This window comes from Nitratireductor mangrovi (assembly GCF_007922615.2).
In the GTDB taxonomy this organism is placed as follows: Bacteria; Pseudomonadota; Alphaproteobacteria; order Rhizobiales; family Rhizobiaceae; genus Mangrovimarina; species Mangrovimarina mangrovi.
In genome coordinates this window covers 2,269,699-2,287,344 of sequence record NZ_CP042301.2, presented here as the reverse complement: position 1 = coordinate 2,287,344, position 17,646 = coordinate 2,269,699, and the positions used below count along the sequence as shown (strand labels likewise).

The 17,646-nt window shown below is 67.2% G+C and carries 14 protein-coding genes; 7 read left to right on the top strand and 7 right to left on the bottom strand.

Annotated features, from left to right (window positions below; all coding sequences use genetic code 11):
* Positions 1–56: 56 nt before the first annotated feature.
* Positions 57–2,036, top strand: coding sequence for a CHAT domain-containing protein (locus FQ775_RS11200; RefSeq protein ID WP_146301712.1), 1,980 nt, complete (start codon positions 57–59; stop codon positions 2,034–2,036).
* A gap of 113 nt (positions 2,037–2,149) precedes the next feature.
* On the opposite strand, the gene carA is transcribed toward FQ775_RS11200, so the two are convergent.
* On the bottom strand, positions 2,150–3,352 hold the full coding sequence (carA, locus tag FQ775_RS11195; protein ID WP_146301711.1) for a glutamine-hydrolyzing carbamoyl-phosphate synthase small subunit: 1,203 nt from the start codon (positions 3,350–3,352) through the stop codon (positions 2,150–2,152).
* Positions 3,353–3,640: 288 nt separating this feature from the next.
* Here carA and FQ775_RS11190 point away from each other — a divergent pair, with 288 nt between their 5' ends.
* Positions 3,641–4,090, top strand: a complete 450-nt coding sequence (locus tag FQ775_RS11190) for a GatB/YqeY domain-containing protein (protein ID WP_146301710.1) — start codon at positions 3,641–3,643, stop codon at positions 4,088–4,090.
* A 333-nt stretch (positions 4,091–4,423) separates the two neighbouring features.
* Here FQ775_RS11190 and FQ775_RS11185 read toward each other — a convergent pair whose 3' ends face one another.
* From FQ775_RS11185 to FQ775_RS11175, 3 genes are all read right to left on the bottom strand, one after another.
* Complete coding sequence (locus FQ775_RS11185) at positions 4,424–4,654, bottom strand: DUF2061 domain-containing protein (protein ID WP_146299255.1); 231 nt, start codon at positions 4,652–4,654, stop codon at positions 4,424–4,426.
* A 223-nt stretch (positions 4,655–4,877) separates the two neighbouring features.
* Positions 4,878–6,548, bottom strand: a complete 1,671-nt coding sequence (locus FQ775_RS11180) for a Na/Pi cotransporter family protein (protein WP_146299254.1) — start codon at positions 6,546–6,548, stop codon at positions 4,878–4,880.
* A gap of 210 nt (positions 6,549–6,758) precedes the next feature.
* Positions 6,759–9,155 (bottom strand): sensor domain-containing diguanylate cyclase, encoded by a 2,397-nt coding sequence (locus tag FQ775_RS11175; RefSeq protein ID WP_146299253.1) that lies wholly within the window; start codon positions 9,153–9,155, stop codon positions 6,759–6,761.
* Positions 9,156–9,361: 206 nt separating this feature from the next.
* Between FQ775_RS11175 and dnaG the strand changes: the two genes are divergently transcribed.
* Both dnaG and rpoD read left to right on the top strand, forming a co-directional pair.
* The gene (dnaG, locus tag FQ775_RS11170; protein WP_146299252.1) at positions 9,362–11,293 is read left to right on the top strand and encodes a DNA primase; all 1,932 of its coding nucleotides are present in this window, start codon (positions 9,362–9,364) and stop codon (positions 11,291–11,293) included.
* A 285-nt stretch (positions 11,294–11,578) separates the two neighbouring features.
* The gene (rpoD, locus tag FQ775_RS11165; RefSeq protein ID WP_146299251.1) at positions 11,579–13,603 is read left to right on the top strand and encodes an RNA polymerase sigma factor RpoD; all 2,025 of its coding nucleotides are present in this window, start codon (positions 11,579–11,581) and stop codon (positions 13,601–13,603) included.
* A 53-nt stretch (positions 13,604–13,656) separates the two neighbouring features.
* Here rpoD and FQ775_RS11160 read toward each other — a convergent pair whose 3' ends face one another.
* Complete coding sequence (locus FQ775_RS11160) at positions 13,657–14,238, bottom strand: class I SAM-dependent methyltransferase (protein ID WP_146299250.1); 582 nt, start codon at positions 14,236–14,238, stop codon at positions 13,657–13,659.
* Between the two features lie 9 nt (positions 14,239–14,247).
* A complete protein-coding gene (locus FQ775_RS11155) occupies positions 14,248–15,003 on the bottom strand; it encodes an SDR family oxidoreductase (protein ID WP_146299249.1) in 756 nt (251 codons plus the stop codon).
* An 89-nt stretch (positions 15,004–15,092) separates the two neighbouring features.
* On the opposite strand from FQ775_RS11155, the gene FQ775_RS11150 reads away from it, so the two are divergent.
* The 3 genes from FQ775_RS11150 (at position 15,093) to FQ775_RS11140 (ending at position 17,170) form a co-directional block, all read left to right on the top strand.
* Positions 15,093–15,707 carry a TetR/AcrR family transcriptional regulator gene (locus FQ775_RS11150; protein WP_146299248.1) on the top strand — a complete coding sequence of 205 codons (615 nt, stop codon included), beginning with the start codon at positions 15,093–15,095 and terminating at the stop codon, positions 15,705–15,707.
* 106 nt (positions 15,708–15,813) lie between these two features.
* A complete protein-coding gene (locus FQ775_RS11145; protein ID WP_146299247.1) occupies positions 15,814–16,134 on the top strand; it encodes an ArsR/SmtB family transcription factor in 321 nt (106 codons plus the stop codon).
* 1 nt (position 16,135) lies between these two features.
* The gene (locus tag FQ775_RS11140; RefSeq protein WP_206064862.1) at positions 16,136–17,170 is read left to right on the top strand and encodes a permease; all 1,035 of its coding nucleotides are present in this window, start codon (positions 16,136–16,138) and stop codon (positions 17,168–17,170) included.
* A 6-nt stretch (positions 17,171–17,176) separates the two neighbouring features.
* On the opposite strand, the gene FQ775_RS11135 is transcribed toward FQ775_RS11140, so the two are convergent.
* Positions 17,177–17,500: a TraR/DksA family transcriptional regulator gene (locus tag FQ775_RS11135; RefSeq protein WP_146299246.1), complete on the bottom strand. Its 324-nt coding sequence runs from the start codon at positions 17,498–17,500 to the stop codon at positions 17,177–17,179.
* Positions 17,501–17,646: the final 146 nt, after the last annotated feature.

Genomic DNA, 17,646 nt, shown 5'->3' with positions numbered 1-17,646 from the left:
AGGCGAGGGCAGACAGGCTGAAACGATCACTGCGAAACGCATCTAGCGCGCTGGGGATGGCGATCCTGGCCGCCATTTCGACGGTCGCCGCATCAGCGGCGGCCGAGTGCCGCAGCTTTGACGAGGCGGCGCGCCTGTCCGGGGCGCAATATGTCGACCTGCGCCTCACGCGTGGCTCGCCGATCGGCGACTGGGAACTGATACCGAACGACGCGCGCGGGGCCATTCTCGCCTATCTGCGCTATCCCACGATGCCGGGGGCGCAAGAGCGCAACGGGCTGATCTTCTACCATACCGACGGCGAGGCCATCTGCGGCTACTTCTGGGAGCGCGGCCGGATGGAGGCCGACGCGGCGCGTGGGGTGCCCACCATCCAGCCCGACGCCGTCTTCAGGCTTCCTGTCGAAAGCCCCGAAGCGCTTTCGCGAATGATCGAGGAAACGCTGGCTGTGCTGACGCTGCGCAGCGCCAACCCTGCGCGCAGCCCGCGTCCGCGGGCAGGAGGTGGCGAGACCCGCAGTGTCGCGCCGTTGCGGCTCCTGCCGACTGATGCCGACGATGCGCTGGAACCGCGGCTGGAGGCGATGTCGAGGGCTCTCTTCGCGGAGTTCGCGAGCGAGGTCGAAACGCTGTCCAGCCTGACGATCCTGCCGGCCCTCAACATCGGCACCGTACCCTTCGGTGCCCTCGACCCGAATGGCGACGGAACGCCGATCGTGGCCTCGACCATGGTGACCATCGAGGAGTCGATGAAGTCGATCGTCGACGGCAACATCTTCGGCATGCATCCGGCCGCCGGCGCGGCGGAGCCGGCGCCGATCGCGCCGCAAGCCATTGCCGGCGATCCGGACGCCACCGGCGACCCGACCTGGATATTTCCGCGCCTGCCCGGCGCGGCCGACGAGGCGCGCGCCGTTGCCGAGCATTTCCGCACGCTGCCGCTGGTGGGCGGCGACGTCACCGTCGCGACGCTGAAGCAGCGGCTCGTCGACGCGGAATATATCCACATCGCCGCGCACGGCATGAGCAGCGCCTCGGACCCGATGGACGGCAGCTTCCTGGCGCTTTCCGACGGGCGGCTGACCGCGCGCGAAATCCAGGCGCTGCCGCTGACGAAGGCGCCTCTCGTGGTGCTCAGCGCCTGCCAGACCGGGCTGGGCAGCCCGCTGCAGGCAGGCGTCATCGGGCTCGCCCGCGCCTTCATCGTGGCAGGCGCCAGCAGCGTCGTCGCCAGCCTGTGGAACGTCGACGACGAGGCGACGTCCTGGATCATGGCGCGGTTTGCCGAGCACATCTCGCGCCTTCCGCCCGCCGAGGCGTTGCGACGCACCCAGGACGAGGCCCGCCTGCGCTGGCCCGACCCGACGATCTGGGCCTCCTTCATGCTGTTCGGCGCGCGCACGGTCGGCCTCGACACCGCGCCGGCGGCTCCGATGCTGGCGCCCGGCGCCTTCGAGGTTAAGGTGCAGATCGAACGTGACGGCAGGATCGAGCCGATAACCGCCGGTGCCATCCCGATCGTCTATCCGGACGAGATTTTCGCCGTGGAGATTGCGAGCAATTTCGAGCGGCCGCTGGAGTTCAACTTCCTGTACCTGGACGCGGCCGGGACGACCTCCTTCCTGACGACCGAGTGGCTTGACGCCAGGGGGCGCGAAAGGATGCGGATCGCGCGCTTCGGCGACGACCCAGTGGGCCTCGAACGCGTGGTACTGGTGGCCAGGGAACAGGTCCCGGGGAGCGCCTTCGTGCCGCTCGAGGAGTTCACCGGCGCCAGCGAGATGCTGACGGCACGGGCGCTGCTGCACCCGGCCAGCCTCGGGCGCCTGCTGCCGCGCCAGGGCATCGTGCGGCTGGGCGGCTTCGGCGCGGGTGCCGGCCCCGGCGCCACGGCACCGGCAAGCGAGATGGTGGCGAAGGGCCAGAGGATATTCGCGACGAGTGCGGTATCCGGCGTGCGCAACTATCTGAGGCCAGACCAGAAAAGCCCGCTCACCGCGGTCATGGTGTTTCCCGTCGAGGTGCGATCGCGCTGAGGGATTGCCAGCCTGGGCCTAGAGCCGTTCATCGCTTCACAGAAGCGTCGAACGCCGCTTGTTTCTGCGCAATTCCGGACGGAAAGTCGGTTTCAGCTTTTCCTGGAATTGCCCTAGCGCTCGGCGAGTGCGGGCTCGCCCTTGCGCTCGCGAACGAGGTTGATGAAGCGGCGGAAGAGGTAGTGCGAATCCTGCGGGCCGGGCGAGGCCTCGGGATGCTGCTGGACCGAAAACACCGGCCGGCCCTTGAGCGCGATGCCGCAATTGGAGCCGTCGAACAGCGACACGTGGGTTTCCTCCACCGTGTCGGGGAGCGAGGCCGAATCGACCGCGAAGCCGTGGTTCATCGACACGATCTCGACCTTGCCGGTGGTGTGGTCCTTGACCGGGTGGTTGGCGCCATGATGGCCCTGATGCATCTTGACGGTGCGGGCGCCGAGCGCCAGCGCCAGCATCTGGTGGCCGAGGCAGATGCCGAAGGTTGGGATGCCGCTGTCGAGCAGTTCGCGAATCACCGGCACGGCGTATTCGCCGGTGGCGGCCGGGTCGCCGGGGCCGTTGGACAGGAAGATGCCGTCGGGGTGCATGGCGAGCACGTCCTCGGCGGTGGTGGTGGCCGGCACGACGGTGACCTCGGCGCCGAGGCCGGCGAGCAGCCGCAGGATGTTGCGCTTGACGCCGTAGTCGATGGCGACGATGTGCATCTTCGGGTCCTGCTGGGCGCCGAAACCCTCGTCCCAGACCCAGGGCGTCTCGGTCCAGGTCGAGCTCTGGCCGGAGGTGACCTCCCTGGCCAAATCGAGACCGACGAGGCCGGACCATTCCGCCGCGCGGCGGCGCAGCTCAACGCGGTCGAAGACGCCGTCGGCGGCGTGCGCGACAACGGCATTGGGCATGCCCTTTTCGCGAATCAGCGCGGTCAAGGCGCGGGTGTCGATGCCGCCGATGGCGACGATGCCGCGGCGCTTGAGCCAGGCGTCGAGATGGCCGGCGGAGCGGTAGTTGGAGGGCTCGGTGATGTCGGAGCGGAAGACGGCGCCGACGGCGCCGGCGCGCGCGGCCGGGGTCAGGTCCTCGATGTCCTCGTCATTGGCGCCGACATTGCCGATATGCGGGAAGGTGAAGGTGACGATCTGGCCGGCATAGGAGGGATCGGTGAGGATCTCCTGATAGCCGGTGAGCGCGGTGTTGAAGCAGACCTCGCCGACGGCGCTGCCTTCCGCACCCAGGCCGCGGCCTTCGATCTCGGTGCCGTCGGCAAGGACAAGCAGGGCGGTGGGTTTGACCGCCGTCCAGGGCGCGTTCGCTGAAGCCATCTCAAATCTCCGTCAGGCCGGCCGACGCCATCTTGAAAGCCGGCCCGCGCGGGGCCATATGGCGCGACGAAACGCACGCGACAAGGGCAAGCGTCCCGTCCCGTGCGTAGTGGAATGTCCATGCAAGGCGCGGACAATAAGGCAAGCGCCGATGCCGGTCAATTGCGGAAGATTGACCTTAGGGCAAAAGTTTTAGTCAGCGAAAACAACGGTTTGCACTGATACAAACGGTTTGCCTCGGCGCGGTCCGGGCGCTATTGTGCATGGCCGCGAATGGAGAATGATCCGATGCGCGAGAAAATCGCGGAAGCGCTGAAACAGGCGCTGAAATCGCAGGACAAACGCCGGCTGTCGACGATCCGCCTGATCCAGGCGGCAATCAAGGACCGCGACGTCGCCAACCGCGGCGCCGGCAAGGATCCGGTGAGCGACGAGGACATCCTCGCCGTGCTGGCGAAGATGATCAAGCAGCGCGTCGAATCGGCGCGCGTCTACGAGGAAGCCGGGCGGCTCGAACTCGCCGAGCAGGAGCGAGAGGAAATCGTCGTCATCAAGGGCTTCCTTCCGCAGCCGCTGGAGGAGGAAGCCGTCAAGCGCGCCTGCCAGCAGGTGATTTCCGATGTCGGCGCCGACGGGCTGCGCGACATGGGCAAGTGCATGAACGCGCTCAAGGAAAAATACCCCGGCAAGATGGATTTCGGCCAGGCGAGCGGCATCGTGCGCGGCATGCTGCGGTAGAGGTTTTTTCTCGCTCACGGGTTTTCTCGCGCCGTTCGTTTTCGCTCACGGCCAAGCTCGCTTTGCTCGCGGCCTCCGCGGGGGCGGGCCAACGGGCCCGGGCCGCAGTCGCGGCCTCGGCGCTGGTGCGCCGGTGGCTTTCGCTCACGGCCGTATCGCTCGCCTGAGGCTCGCTGGCCTCCGCGGGGGCGGGCCATCGGGCCCGGACCGCAGTCGCGGCCTCGGCGCTGGTGCGCCGGTGGCTTGCGCTCACGGCCGTATCGCTTGCCTGAGGCTCGCTGGCCTCCGCAAGGGCGGGCCAACGGGCCCGGGCCACGGTCGCGGCCCGGGGGTTCAGCGCCGGCGCAGCGTGGCGGGCTGCGCCAGGTGGCGGCCGAACGGGATCTTCAGCCAGGCGCGTTCGTGCAGATAATAAAGCAGCGACTTGGTGACCACCTCGGTGAAGCCGATGGCCGCGGCGAGCTTGAAGCTCTGGGTGATGACCAGCGAGATCAGCATGGTATCGAGCGTGCCGGTGATGCGCCACGAGATGGCCTTGGCGACACTGCGAGCGTGCGTTTCCACGAAGCTTCCCCGGACATGAACGACGGTCGCTCCTTATCCGGCTTTGCCAGGCCGGGCGAAAGGTCGTGCATTCCAGCCGGGCTGCGGCCCGGCGAAGGATTTTCTGCGCGTATGGCCGCCGGCGAAATGACGTGAGGCCGGCCGATCGGCGCAGGGTTTGCGCGCGTATATATGTGTGTGTGGCCTGACCGGTGTTCGGGCTGCACCGGTTCCCGGAAATGTCCTAGCGGGCCGAATCAGCCTTGAGGCGCGTCTCGCGCAGCATGCCCTGCTCCTCGAGCACCGGATAGGCGATCGAGGCAAGCAGCGAATTGATCTGCTTGAGGTCGCGGATCGTGTCGAGATGGATCGAGCTTGTCTCGAGGCTCTTGACCGTGCCTTCGCGCAGTCTCTCGAAATGGCCGCGGTTGGAGTCCTTTTCCCTGTCGCGCAGCAGGTCCTTTTCCCGCACCAGCTGGCGCGCGGTATCGCTGTCGCGGGAGACCAGCACGTTGAAGGCGAGCCGCGCGTTCGCCGCCACCGAAGCATGGAAGCCGGTGATGTCGCGCCAGCCTTCCTCGGTGAATTCCAGGCCACGCTCCATCTTGCGGCTCACATGCACAAGCATGTTGCGCACGATGATGTCGCCCACCTGTTCCAGCTTGACGCAGGCCCCGATCAGTTCCTGGCAGCGCAGGGCCTCATCCTCGGTAAGCGGATGGACCGTGACCTTCGCTAGGTAGAGCTTGATGGCCGCATGGCGCCTGTCGACCCTGTCATCGAGCGCGGCGAGGGCGTCGATGCCCTCCTTGTCGGCCCGGGCATAAAGCTCGATGATCCGCTGCAGCATGACCTCTATGGTCTCACAAATGCGCACCACCTCGCGGGTGGCATTGGCGAGCGCCTGGGCCGGTTTGTCGAGCGCCCTGGGATTGAGGGCGCTCACCTCCGTGGCGGCCAGCAGATCGGCGGGCCTGGTTGCGCTCGCCGAAAGGAACGCCTCGGCGAGCCGCATGACCGGACCTGTGAGCGGAATGGCGCAAATGGCAAGCAGAAGGTTGAACAGGAGGTGAGCGTGGATGAGTTGCTGCGGCGCGCTGTCGCCGAGGCGCTCGATCGGCGCGCCGACAAGAATGATCGCGAGCAGCGCCAGCATGGCGCCCGTGCCGCGCACGATCAGGTTTGCAAGCGGCACGCCCCGCGATGCCGGGGGCATGGCGCGCGACAGCACGGCCGCGATGACGCCGCCGCCAAGATTGGCGCCGAGCACGAAGACCAGCCCCAGCTCCGCCGGGATGAGGCCGCGCGCGGCGAGGGCGACCACAAGCAGGATCGCCGCGACGCTGGAGTGGAACAGCCAGGTCACAAACGCGGCTACGACAAAGGCGGTGACGGGATCGGCGGCAAGGTAGCGGACGATCACGGGCAGAAGCCGGCTGTCGCGCAGAGGCTCGGACGCCTCGCCGATCATGCGCAGCGACAAGATCAGGAGACCGATGCCGATCAGGATGCGGCCGAACTGGCGCCAGTTGCGCGCCTGGGTGGCCATGAACATCACGGTACCGGCGACAAGGCAGAGCGGCACCAGCAAAGCAAGGTCGAAGGAGAGCAGCCTGACGACGATGGCGGAGCCGATATCGGCGCCGAGGACGGCGATCAGCCCAGCCTGCGCGGACACGATGCCGGCGCCGGCGAACGACCCGACCAGCAGGCTGACGGCGGTGGCGCTTTGCAGGGCGACGGCAAGCGCGGCGCCCGCGACAACGGCAAGCAACGGGTTACGCAAGGTGACGCGCAGACGCTGGCGCAGGACGTTTCCGTAGGCCCGCTCGACGCCGGTGCGCACCATGCGCGTGGCCCACAAGAGCAACGCGACGGCACCAGCCAGATGAAGAAGCACCAGTGAACCGCTCATGACCTACCCGTCCGCCGGAAGCGCTCCGTTCGACGTGTGTTGCAGGTGCGATTCAGCGCTGGCGGCTCCGTCTCGGGGCGTCGTTTCTGCGGCAGATTTGATTAGCCGAACAACATCTTGCGATGCCCACGATACGACGAGCGCAGCGTCCGCGCAACGGCGCCGTGGCAGGCCTTCGGCGGGTCAAAGAGGTCCGCCGTGGATGCAGCCTCAGGCGGCGGAGGTCCTGCGCAGCGGCCGCACTTCCGCTTCGACGATATCCTCGGCGTTGATGGAGGGGATAGGCCCGGGCCGTCCGAGCAGGTAACCCTGGCCGATCTGGCAGAACTCGCCGGCGAGGAATTTCAGCTCCTCCGACGTCTCCACGCCCTCGGCCAGCACCGGCAGGCCGAGGCCGCGGCCGATGCCGAGCACCGCCTTGACGATGGTGGCGGCCTGCTCATTCGTGTCGACCTGCTTGATGAAGGAGCCGTCGATCTTGATCTTGTCGAAGGGGAAGGCGCGCAGGTTCGACAGCGAGGAGTAGCCGGTGCCGAAATCGTCCATGGCGATGTGAATGCCGAGCGCCTTCAACTGCCTGAGCGTGGTCAGCGCGCGCGTCATGTCGCGCACCAGCGCGGTCTCGGTGATCTCGAGTTCGAGGCGATGCGGCGACAGCCCGGTCTCGAGCAGGACCTGGTGCACGGTCTGGACGAAGTTGGGACTGTGCAACTGCACCGGCGAGACGTTGACGGCGATCGTCAGCGGCTGGTCCCAGGCGGCAGCCTCGCGTGCCGCGGTGCGCAGCACCCATTCGCCGATCGGCACGATGATGCCGCTTTCCTCGGCGATCGGCACGAAGACGGCCGGCGAGACATTGCCGCGTTCGGGGTGGCTCCAGCGCAGCAGTGCCTCGTAGCCGATGGTCTCGCCGGTATCGAGCTTCTTCTGCGGCTGGTAGACGAGCGCAAATTCATTGCGGGCGACGGCATGGCGCAACTCGTGCTCCATCAGGCGGCGCGAACGCGCCTCCAGGCCCATCGTCTCCTCGTAGAAGCGCCATGTGTCGCGGCCTTCCGACTTGGCGCGGTAGAGCGCGGCGTCGGCATTGCTCAAGAGCATCTCGCGATCGCTGGCGTTATCCGGGCAGAGGGCGATGCCGATGCTGGTCGACATAAGGCCTTCGGCGGTGGCGTTTTCGTTCTCCTCGCGGAAGGCGCGCAGGATCGCCTCGGCGATACGCGAGGCGTCTTCGGGGCGCGTGAGGCGCGGCGCGATGATGGCGAATTCGTCGCCGCCGAGGCGGGCCAGCATCTGGCCGTCCTCGAGGATGCCGGAAATGCAACGCGCCACGTTCTTGAGCATCTTGTCGCCGGCGGCGTGGCCGAAGAGGTCGTTGACCTCCTTGAAACGGTCGAGATCGAGGCAAAGCAGCGCGAGGTGGCCGCCGGTTTCGCCGGCAGCGACGATTTCCTCGTCGAGGCGGGCGGCGAAGGCGCGCCGGTTGGGCAGACCGGTCAGCGCATCGTGGAGGGCAAGCCGGCGGATATCGGCCTCGGCCTCCTTGCGCTCGCGGATGTCGCGCACGGCGACGACCAGATGCGGCGCACCGTCATAGTCGACCGGACGCGAGAGCAGTTCGACCGGGATCGAATTGCCGTCATTGATGACAAGCTCTGATTCGAAGATCTCCTGCGAGCCGTCGAGCAGCGAATTGCAGACGTCGTCGTCGGGGAAGAGGTCGCCGAGATAGCGGCCGCGCAGGATGCCGGGGCTCCAGTCGGTGAGGGCCAGGAAACTGGCATTGGCCGTCACCAGTTGCGGGCCTTTGCAGATGAGGAGGCCCTCGATGGCGGCGTCGACGAGGCTGTTCATGCGGCCGGCCTCTTCCTGGGCACGGCGGAAATCGCGAATGTCGACCCAGAGCGCGGCGCAGACCAGCATCAGGATGATGAAGCTGGCGGCGGCGACGGCGGTGGCCAGCAGCGGCCCGGGAATGGCCGAGGCGGGCACGGCGACCGCAGCGTCAGGCTGGATGGTGGCTGCGGCCATGCCGGTGAAATGCAGGCTGCAGATGGCGACCGTCATGACGAGCGCGCCGACCGTGCGCGACAGGATGGTTTCGCTTCTGAGCGACAGAAAGACGGCAAGCGCGCCGAGCCCGACGCCGAGCACCAGGGACGCGGCGACGAGGAGCTGATGCCAGGAGATCACGCCCTGTACCTCGAAGGCGGCCATGCCGATGAAATGCATGGCGGCGATGCCGCCGCCGATGAGCGCGCCACCGACGAGATGGTTTTCCACGCTGCGGCGCGCGGTGGCGGCGAAGATGCCGACGCCGGTGATGATGATGGCAAGCACCAGCGAGGCGAGCGTCAGAGGCAGATCGTAACCGTTGGGGACGCCAGGCTCGAAGGCGAGCATGGCAATGAAATGGGTCGCCCAGACGCCGGAGCCGATCGCGGTGGCCGAGACCGCCGTCCAGACCATGCGCATATGGCCGGCGGCCTTGCGCACATGGTGCAACAGGTTGACGGCGGTCAGCGAGGCGATGAGGCAGATGAGGCCGGCCAGCACCACGAGGCGCAGATCGTGCTCGTTCACGATGCAATTATAGACAGTCAGCATCCCGTCCCCCGGACCTTCCCCATACGTCAATCCCGCGCCGTCATAACAAAGGGGTTTTGAGGAAAGGTGAATCCGGGCGGCTCAATGCGACCCACCGGCGCGGCGGTGAGGCGCGGCGCGGGCTGTGAAAACCGGGAATGGCGGCGCGATTGCGCTCGCCCGGGGGGGCGGGCGCGCCTATATGGAGGGCGGAGGCCTTTTGTCCGATGCGCTTTTCGCCCAGTTTCCTCGACGAGATCCGCGACCGCGTGCCGATTTCATCGGTGATCGGGGGGCGCGTGACGTGGGACCGGCGCAAGACCAACGCCTCGCGCGGCGACTATTGGGCCTGCTGCCCGTTTCACGGCGAAAAGTCGCCGTCCTTTCACTGCGAGGACAGGAAGGGACGCTATCACTGCTTTGGTTGCGGGGTTTCCGGCGACCATTTCCGTTTTTTGACCGAACTCGACGGGATGAGCTTTCCGGAAGCGGTGGAGCGGGTGGCAGAGATGGCCGGCGTCCCGATGCCGGCGCGCGACCCGGAGGCCGAAAAGCGCGAAAAGGTCCGCGCCAGCCTGACCGAAGTGATGGACATGGCGGCACGCTTCTTCCAGGAGCAGCTGCAGGCGCAGGCGGGTGCTGCTGCACGCGCCTATCTGCGCGACCGCGGGCTGACCTCGGCGACCCAGCAGCGCTTCCGTCTCGGCTATGCGCCCGACAGCCGCAACGCGCTGAAGAACTTTCTCGCCGGCAAGAACGTGACCGTGGAGCAGATGGAAGCCTGCGGGCTCCTTGTCCATGGCGAGGACATTCCGGTCTCCTATGACCGCTTCCGCGACCGCATCATGTTTCCGATCGAGGATGCGCGCGAGCGGGTGATCGCCTTCGGCGGGCGCGCCATGTCGCCGGAGGTGGCGGCGAAATATCTCAACTCCAACGACACCGAGCTCTTCCACAAGGGCGAGGTGCTCTACAATCTGGCGCGCGCCCGCAAAGGGCAGGGCCGCGACGGCCAGGTGATCGCGGTCGAAGGCTATATGGACGTGATCGCACTGGCGCAGGCCGGCATCGAGAATGCCGTCGCGCCGCTCGGCACCGCGCTGACCGAGAGGCAGCTCGAACTGTTGTGGCGCATGTCGGCGGAGCCGGTACTTTGCTTCGACGGCGACCAGGCCGGGCTGAAGGCGGCGTGGCGCGCCGCCGACCTGGCGCTGCCGGCGATCGCGCCGGGGCGCAGCGTGCGCTTCGCGCTGATGCCGGAGGGGCAGGATCCGGACGATCTGGTCAAGGCCGGCGGGGCGGACGCCTTTGGCCGGGTGCTGGCGGAAGCGCGGCCGCTGGCAGAGATGATCTGGCAGCGCGAGACCGCAGGCGGCGTGTTCGACACGCCGGAGCGCCGCGCCGACCTGGAAAAGCGGCTGCGCGAGCTCGCCGGGCGCATCCGCGACGAGAGCGTGCGCCGCCATTACGGTCAGGACATGCGCGAGCGCGTGCAGGCCTATTTTGGCTCGTCCCGCACCGAGAAGCGGCCGTGGCAGGAAAACCGCCCATGGCAGGAGGCCGGCCCGTCCGGCCGCGGTCGCGCCGCCCACGCCGCCGGGCGGCTGGCGGTCTCGCCGAGCCTTGCGCGTTCGGCACTGGTCAGGCAATCGGCCGGCACGATGCCGCTGCGCGAGACGGTGATCCTGGTCTCGCTGGTCAACCATCCGGGGCTGATCGACGAGAATTTCGACGCGGTGGAAAGGCTCGACTTCCCGCATCCCGACCTGAAAGGCCTGCATGGCGGGCTGCTCGACGCGGTCGCCCATGACGCGGCGGCGACGCGCGAGGCCGTGGTGAACTGGCTGGCGCGGGCCGGGCTGGGACCGGCGTGGGAGGCGGCCGAGGCGCTGGTGCGGCGCGCCAGGCAATGGCCGGCGCTGGCCGAGGCGGCGCGCGACGATGCGCGCGAAGCCTTCCTGCAGGCGCTTCACTTGCACCGTTCGGCGGGCGCACTACATAGGGAACTCAAGGCGGCGGAGGCCGCACTCGCTTCCGAACCGACCGAGGAGAACTACCGGCAATTGCTGGAGATTCAGACCCAGCTGCGCGATGCACAAGCGACCGAAGCACTCATTGACGGATTTGGCGTGTTGTCGGGAAGAACGGCCCGAAGCTGATGCATTCGGGCATTTTTTCGCGCGAATCGGCGCAACGCGGCTTGACGTTGCAGGGAAATGACGGAATCAGGGCGGTTCGAATTCGTTAACGAAAGGCTGGCACAGGCCGGCAACACCGCCGCCGTTCGACATTTGGGCGTGACGCGGCAGGCAGGGTGCACGATCACGTCAGGGTTAATCGGGCTTTAACGCGCAGCAGGTAGGCGCTGTGGACGGGGCAGGCGCCCGGACCGCCCCCGGGAACGCGAAGCGGCAAACACGCGTTCCGCCAGGTTGGAGAAAAATATGGCGACCAAGGAAAAAGAAGAAGCCGAGACCGAACGCGAAGGCGGACCGGACGGCCCGCTGCTCGATCTTTCCGACGACGCCGTCAAGAAGATGATCAAGGTCGCCAAGAAGCGCGGCTATGTGACCATGGACGAGCTCAACGCCGTGCTCCCCTCCGAGGAGGTGACCTCGGAGCAGATCGAGGACACGATGGCGATGCTGTCCGACATGGGCATCAACGTCGTCGAGGACGACGAGGCCGGCGAGGACAACGAGCAGGACGGCGGCAGCGGCGGCGAGGAAGAATCGACCGAGGTCGCCGAGCAGACCGGCACCGCGGTCGCGCAGACGACGACCAAGAAGGAGCCGACGGACCGTACCGACGACCCGGTGCGCATGTATCTGCGCGAGATGGGCTCGGTGGAGCTTTTGTCGCGCGAGGGCGAGATCGCGATCGCCAAGCGGATCGAGGCCGGCCGCGAGACCATGATCGCGGGGCTTTGCGAAAGCCCGCTGACCTTCCAGGCGATCATCATCTGGCGCGACGAGCTCAACGAGGCCAAGATCCTGCTGCGCGAGATCATCGACCTGGAGGCGACCTATGCCGGCCCGGAGGCCAAGCAGGCGCCGGCGATCGAGCGCAAGGAAGACGACGAGGCGCCGAAGAAGGACGATCCGCGCAACGCCCGCCGCGGCCGCCCCGACGACGACATCACCAATGTCGGCGGCGAGGGCCAGCCCGAGGAAGAGGACGACGAGGAAGACGAGGCCAACCTGTCGCTGGCGGCGATGGAGGCCGAACTGCGCCCGCAGGTGATGGAGACGCTCGACGTCATCGCCGACACCTACAAGAAATTGCGCAAGCTGCAGGACCAGCAGGTGGAAAACCGGCTGGCCGCGTCGGGCTCGCTGTCGCCGAGCCAGGAACGCTCGTACAAGAAGCTCAAGGAAGAGCTGATCAAGGCGGTGAAGTCGCTGTCGCTCAACCAGAACCGCATCGAGGCGCTGGTCGAGCAGCTCTACGACATCAACAAGCGCCTGGTGCAGAACGAGGGCCGGCTGCTGCGGCTGGCAGAAAGCTACGGCATCCGCCGCGAGGAGTTCATCAAGGAATATCAGGGCTCCGAGCTCGACCCGAACTGGACCCGGCGCATCGCCAACCTTTCCAGCCGCGGCTGGAAGGAGTTCACCAAGAGCGAAGGCACGACGATCCGCGCGCTGCGCACCGAGATCCAGAACCTCGCCCAGGAGACGGCGATCTCGATCCAGGAATTCCGCAAGATCGTCAACCAGGTCCAGAAGGGCGAGCGCGAGGCCGCCATCGCCAAGAAGGAGATGGTGGAGGCGAACCTGCGGCTGGTGATCTCGATCGCCAAGAAATACACCAATCGCGGGCTGCAGTTCCTCGACCTGATCCAGGAAGGCAATATCGGCCTGATGAAGGCGGTCGACAAGTTCGAGTATCGCCGCGGCTACAAGTTCTCCACCTATGCGACATGGTGGATCCGGCAGGCGATCACGCGCTCGATCGCCGACCAGGCGCGCACCATCCGCATCCCGGTGCACATGATCGAGACGATCAACAAGATCGTCAGGACCTCGCGCCAGATGCTGCACGAGATCGGCCGCGAGCCGACGCCGGAGGAACTGGCCGAGAAGCTCGCCATGCCGCTGGAAAAGGTGCGCAAGGTGCTGAAGATCGCCAAGGAGCCGATCAGCCTCGAAACGCCGGTCGGCGACGAGGAGGATTCGCATCTCGGCGACTTCATCGAGGACAAGAATGCGGTCTTGCCGATCGACGCCGCGATCCAGGCCAATCTGCGCGAGACCACGACGCGGGTGCTGGCCTCGCTCACCCCGCGCGAGGAGCGCGTGCTCCGCATGCGTTTCGGCATCGGCATGAACACCGACCATACGCTGGAAGAGGTCGGTCAGCAGTTCTCGGTGACCCGCGAGCGCATCCGCCAGATCGAGGCCAAGGCGCTGAGGAAGCTGAAGCACCCGAGCCGGTCGCGGAAGCTGAGGAGTTTTCTCGACAGCTGACCGGATTTGCTGCGAAACGAGAAGAAAAGCCCGGCCATGGAGCCGGGCTTTTTTCATGCCGTGCCGTTGCGCGCGCGGCGATAGACGTAGACGGTGGCGGGCGGGATGTTTTTCCAGACACGGGCGGTGCGGGTGGCGGTGAGCCCGAGATCACGTGCGACCGCGGCGCGCAGCGGTGCGAACAGCCCGTAGGTGAACTGGATATAGACGCCGTCGGGCGCCAGCGCATGGAAGGCGGCGGCGAGAATGTCGCGCTGGGTGTCGGCCGGCATCGACAAAAGCGGCAGGCCGGAAACGACCGCGTCGAGACTGCCGGCCTCGGTTGCGGCGAGCCCCTGGGCCGGGCCGTTGACGATCGCGACACCGGGGAAGGCAGCGCGCAGGCTGGCGCAGAAGGTGTCGTTGACCTCGAACAGGGTCAGGTCATGCGGCGCAATGCCGGCCGCGAGAATGGCGCGGGTGAGGCTGCCGAGGCCGGCGCCGAACTCGGCGACGCGGGTGGCCGTCACCGGCAGTTGCCGCGCCATCATGGCGGCGAGCCCGGGCGATGACGGCGCGAGCGCTGAAACCTGGCGCGGGTGGCGCAGGATCTGGCGCGAGAACAGGCCGAACTCGGCGGCGCGGGTGGCGGGCATCTTTCCTCCTCAGCGGTCACGCATGATGCGGCAGGCAAGGGCCGGCGACAGCCGGTGGACAACGCGCAAGAGCTTCGTCTTCTCGATCCAGATCTCGTCGCGGCCCCTCTCGACGCCGGCGATGACGTCGGCCGCGGCCCGCTCCGGCGGGTATTTTTTCGGGGCCGCACTTGAGAGCGTGGTGTCGACCAGCGTCATAACCGCTTCGCTGACCTGGATCGGCAGGCCGGCATGGCGGCACTGGTCGCGCAAGGATCGCGTGAAGCTGCGCAGGCCGGCCTTGGTGGCGCAATAGACGGCGGCACCCCGCTTGGGGGCGATGGCAAGCCCGGTGGTGACGTTGACGATCGCCGCGGAAGGGTGCGCGCCCAATACCGGCAGCAGCGCGGCCGAGAGTTTCATCGGCGCGGTGAGGTTGATCGCGATCTCGAGCGCGATGTCGTCGAACCGTGCCGGCGACGGCGTCATGAGCTCGCAATGGTTCATGATGGCGGCGTTGTTGATGAGCACGCTGGTATCGGCGTGGTCGGCAGCGATCCAGCGGGCAAGGTTGGCGACCGCTTCGGCGTCGGCCAGATCGGCCTGGCGGGTGAGGACGGCGCCCGGATGCGCCTGGCGCAGCGCCTCCAGCGTGGCGGCGTCGCGGCCGATCGCGACGATACGGGCGCCGCGGGCGACGAGCAGGCGCGTCATCTCGCGGCCGATGCCGCGCGCGCCGCCGGTCAGAAGCACCTTGCGGCCTGAAAAATCGAGGGTTTTCGGCATCTGGCTGTTGTGAAGCGTGCTCTGGCTTGTCACGGGTGTCGTTGCGAGCCATGATGCGAATAATTGCTCGCTTTTGGTACTCGCATCGCATGAACGCCACCGTCGGCAAGCTCAACCCGCGCAAATCCCCGCTGCAGGGGCGCAGCCGCGCCACCTGCGAGGCGGTAATGGAGGCGGCTGCTCGCATTCTGGAACAGGACGGGCGGCAGGGCTTGACGACCAACCACGTGGCGGAAAGGGCCGGCATCTCGGTCGGTTCGCTCTACCAGTATTATCCGGGCAAGGAGGCGATCCTGGCGGCGCTGATCCGCCAGATGCGGCGCGAGATGCTCGCTGATTTCGAGGCGGCGGTGGTGGCGTCGCGAGACGCCAATCTTGCCGGGACGGCGAAGGCGCTGGTGCGCGCGGCGGTGAAGCACCATCTTCGGCGGCCGGCGCTGGCGCAGGCGCTGGAGCGCGAGGAAGCCGACCTGCCGCTGGACGAAGAGACGATGGCGCTGAAGGCGAAACTGCGCGCGCTGGTCATCGGGGTTCTCGCAGAGCGTGGGGTGGGTGACGCCGAGACCGTCGCCTTCGACCTCATCGCCATGTGTCACGGCATGGTGGAGGCCGCCGTGCAGACCGGCGAACGCGACTTCGACGGTCTGTGCCGGCGGCTCGACCGCGCCGTGCTCGGCTATCTGGGGGCGCCCGGCGCCGCCTGAGGGCGTCGCGGCAAACGAGCAGCAATCGGACAGATAGGAAGCAACAGGCCGGGCGGCGGACGCGTGGCCTCTTGACGTAGCTAAAAGAAACTATATAACCAGATTTATGGTTTTTCCTGATGGCAATCTGTCGATCGAGGAGGCGGCGCAGGGTTTCGCCGCGATCGGCTCGGAAGCGCGGTTGCAGGTGGTGCTGGTGCTGGTGCGTGCCGGCAACAGCGGCCTGTCGGTCGGCGACATCCGGGCCCGCACCGGCATGCCCGCCTCGACGCTCGCGCATCATCTGCGGTTTTTGACCTCGGCCGGGCTGGTGGCGCAGGAAAAGAGCGGGCGCACCGTGCTCAACCGCGCCGCTTTCGACCATCTGGAAGCGCTGGCCGGCTACATCCTCAAGGAATGCTGTGCCGACGAAGGCAAGGAGAGTTGACGTGACCGACGCCGTTCATGACAGCCTGTTCGCCGGCCGCCGGCTGCGCGCCACGGTCGCCACTCCCTGGACGATCGTCGTCCTGGCGCCGCTTGCGGTGTTGCTGCTCGACCGCGAGCGGTTCGTCGAGGTGCTGGCGATTGCAGCGTCGGCATTGGCCAGCACGCTGCCCTATATCGCGCTGGCGGTGCTGCTGATTGCCGGGCTCAAGGCATCGGGCGCGGAAGGCGCCCTCGGTACCGCCTTCAAGGGACGCGAAAACCGCATGATCCTGCTGGCGGCGCTGTTCGGCGGGCTGGCGCCGTTCTGCTCCTGCGAGGTGATCCCGTTCATCGCGGCGCTGCTGGCGGCCGGCGCGCCGCTGTCGGCGATCATGGCGTTCTGGCTTTCGTCGCCGCTGATCGATCCGCCGACGCTTTTCATCACCGCAGCAGCACTCGGCTGGCCGTTCGCGATCGGCAAGGCGGCGGCCGCTGTGGCACTGGGGCTCTTCGGCGGTTTCGTGGTCAAGGCGATGATTGCCGGCGGGCTGTTCGCGCAGCCGCTCAAGACCATCCCGGCGAAAAGCTGCGGCTGCGGGCCGTCGCCGCTCGAAGGCCGGCCGGTGTGGCGCTTCTGGAACGAGGGCGAGCGGCGGACAGCGTTTGGCGAGGCGCTGCGCGAGAACGCGCTGTTCCTGATCAAGTGGCTGACGCTCGCCTATGTGCTCGAGGCGCTGCTGATCACCTATGTGCCGGCCGAGCTGATTGCCGGCCTGGTCGGCGGCGAGGGTCCGTTCTCGATCGCGGTCGCGGCCGCCGTCGGCATGCCGGCCTATCTCAACTCCTACGTCGCGCCACCGCTGCTCGCGGGGCTGATGACGCAGGGCATGAGCGCCGGCGCGGCGATGGCCTTCATGGTCGCCGGCGCGGTGAGCTCGATCCCGGCCATGGCGGCGGTGTGGTCGCTGGTCGGGCGCGGTGTCTTTGCCGCCTATCTCGGGCTGGGATTTGCCGGCGCCGTGACTGCCGGGCTCATCTTCCAGCTTGCCGTTTGAGGGCCGCTACACGGTCCTGGCGCATTCGCGGCAGAAGGGCGTGTGAGGCAGGGCGTCGAGGCGTTCCTCGGAGATTTCCTTTTCGCATTTGACGCAAATGCCATAGGTGCCGGCCTCGATGCGCTTCAGCGCGGCCTCGATGGCGCGCTGCTCGTCCTGGCCGCTTGTACCGAGCCGCTCCAGAACCTCGTCGCCCTCGCTTTCGACCGCGCTGTCCTCCCAGTCGGGATTGGGCGCGTCGTCGAGTTCGTCCTCGATGCGGGTGAGCCGGTCATCGAGCTCGGCGAGGCGTTTTTTCAGCTGGGTCTTGCGTTTGGCGACGTTGGTCATGGCATTGTCCTTGAGAATAGGATCCCAGTTAAGGCCGAGTTTGCGGCCATTCGTTGATCCTGGTCAATAACGCGTCGCGGCAGCAGCCGTTCCCTGCCTTGCCGGCGCCATGCTCGCGGCCGATAATCCGGGCTGGCGGTGCGACG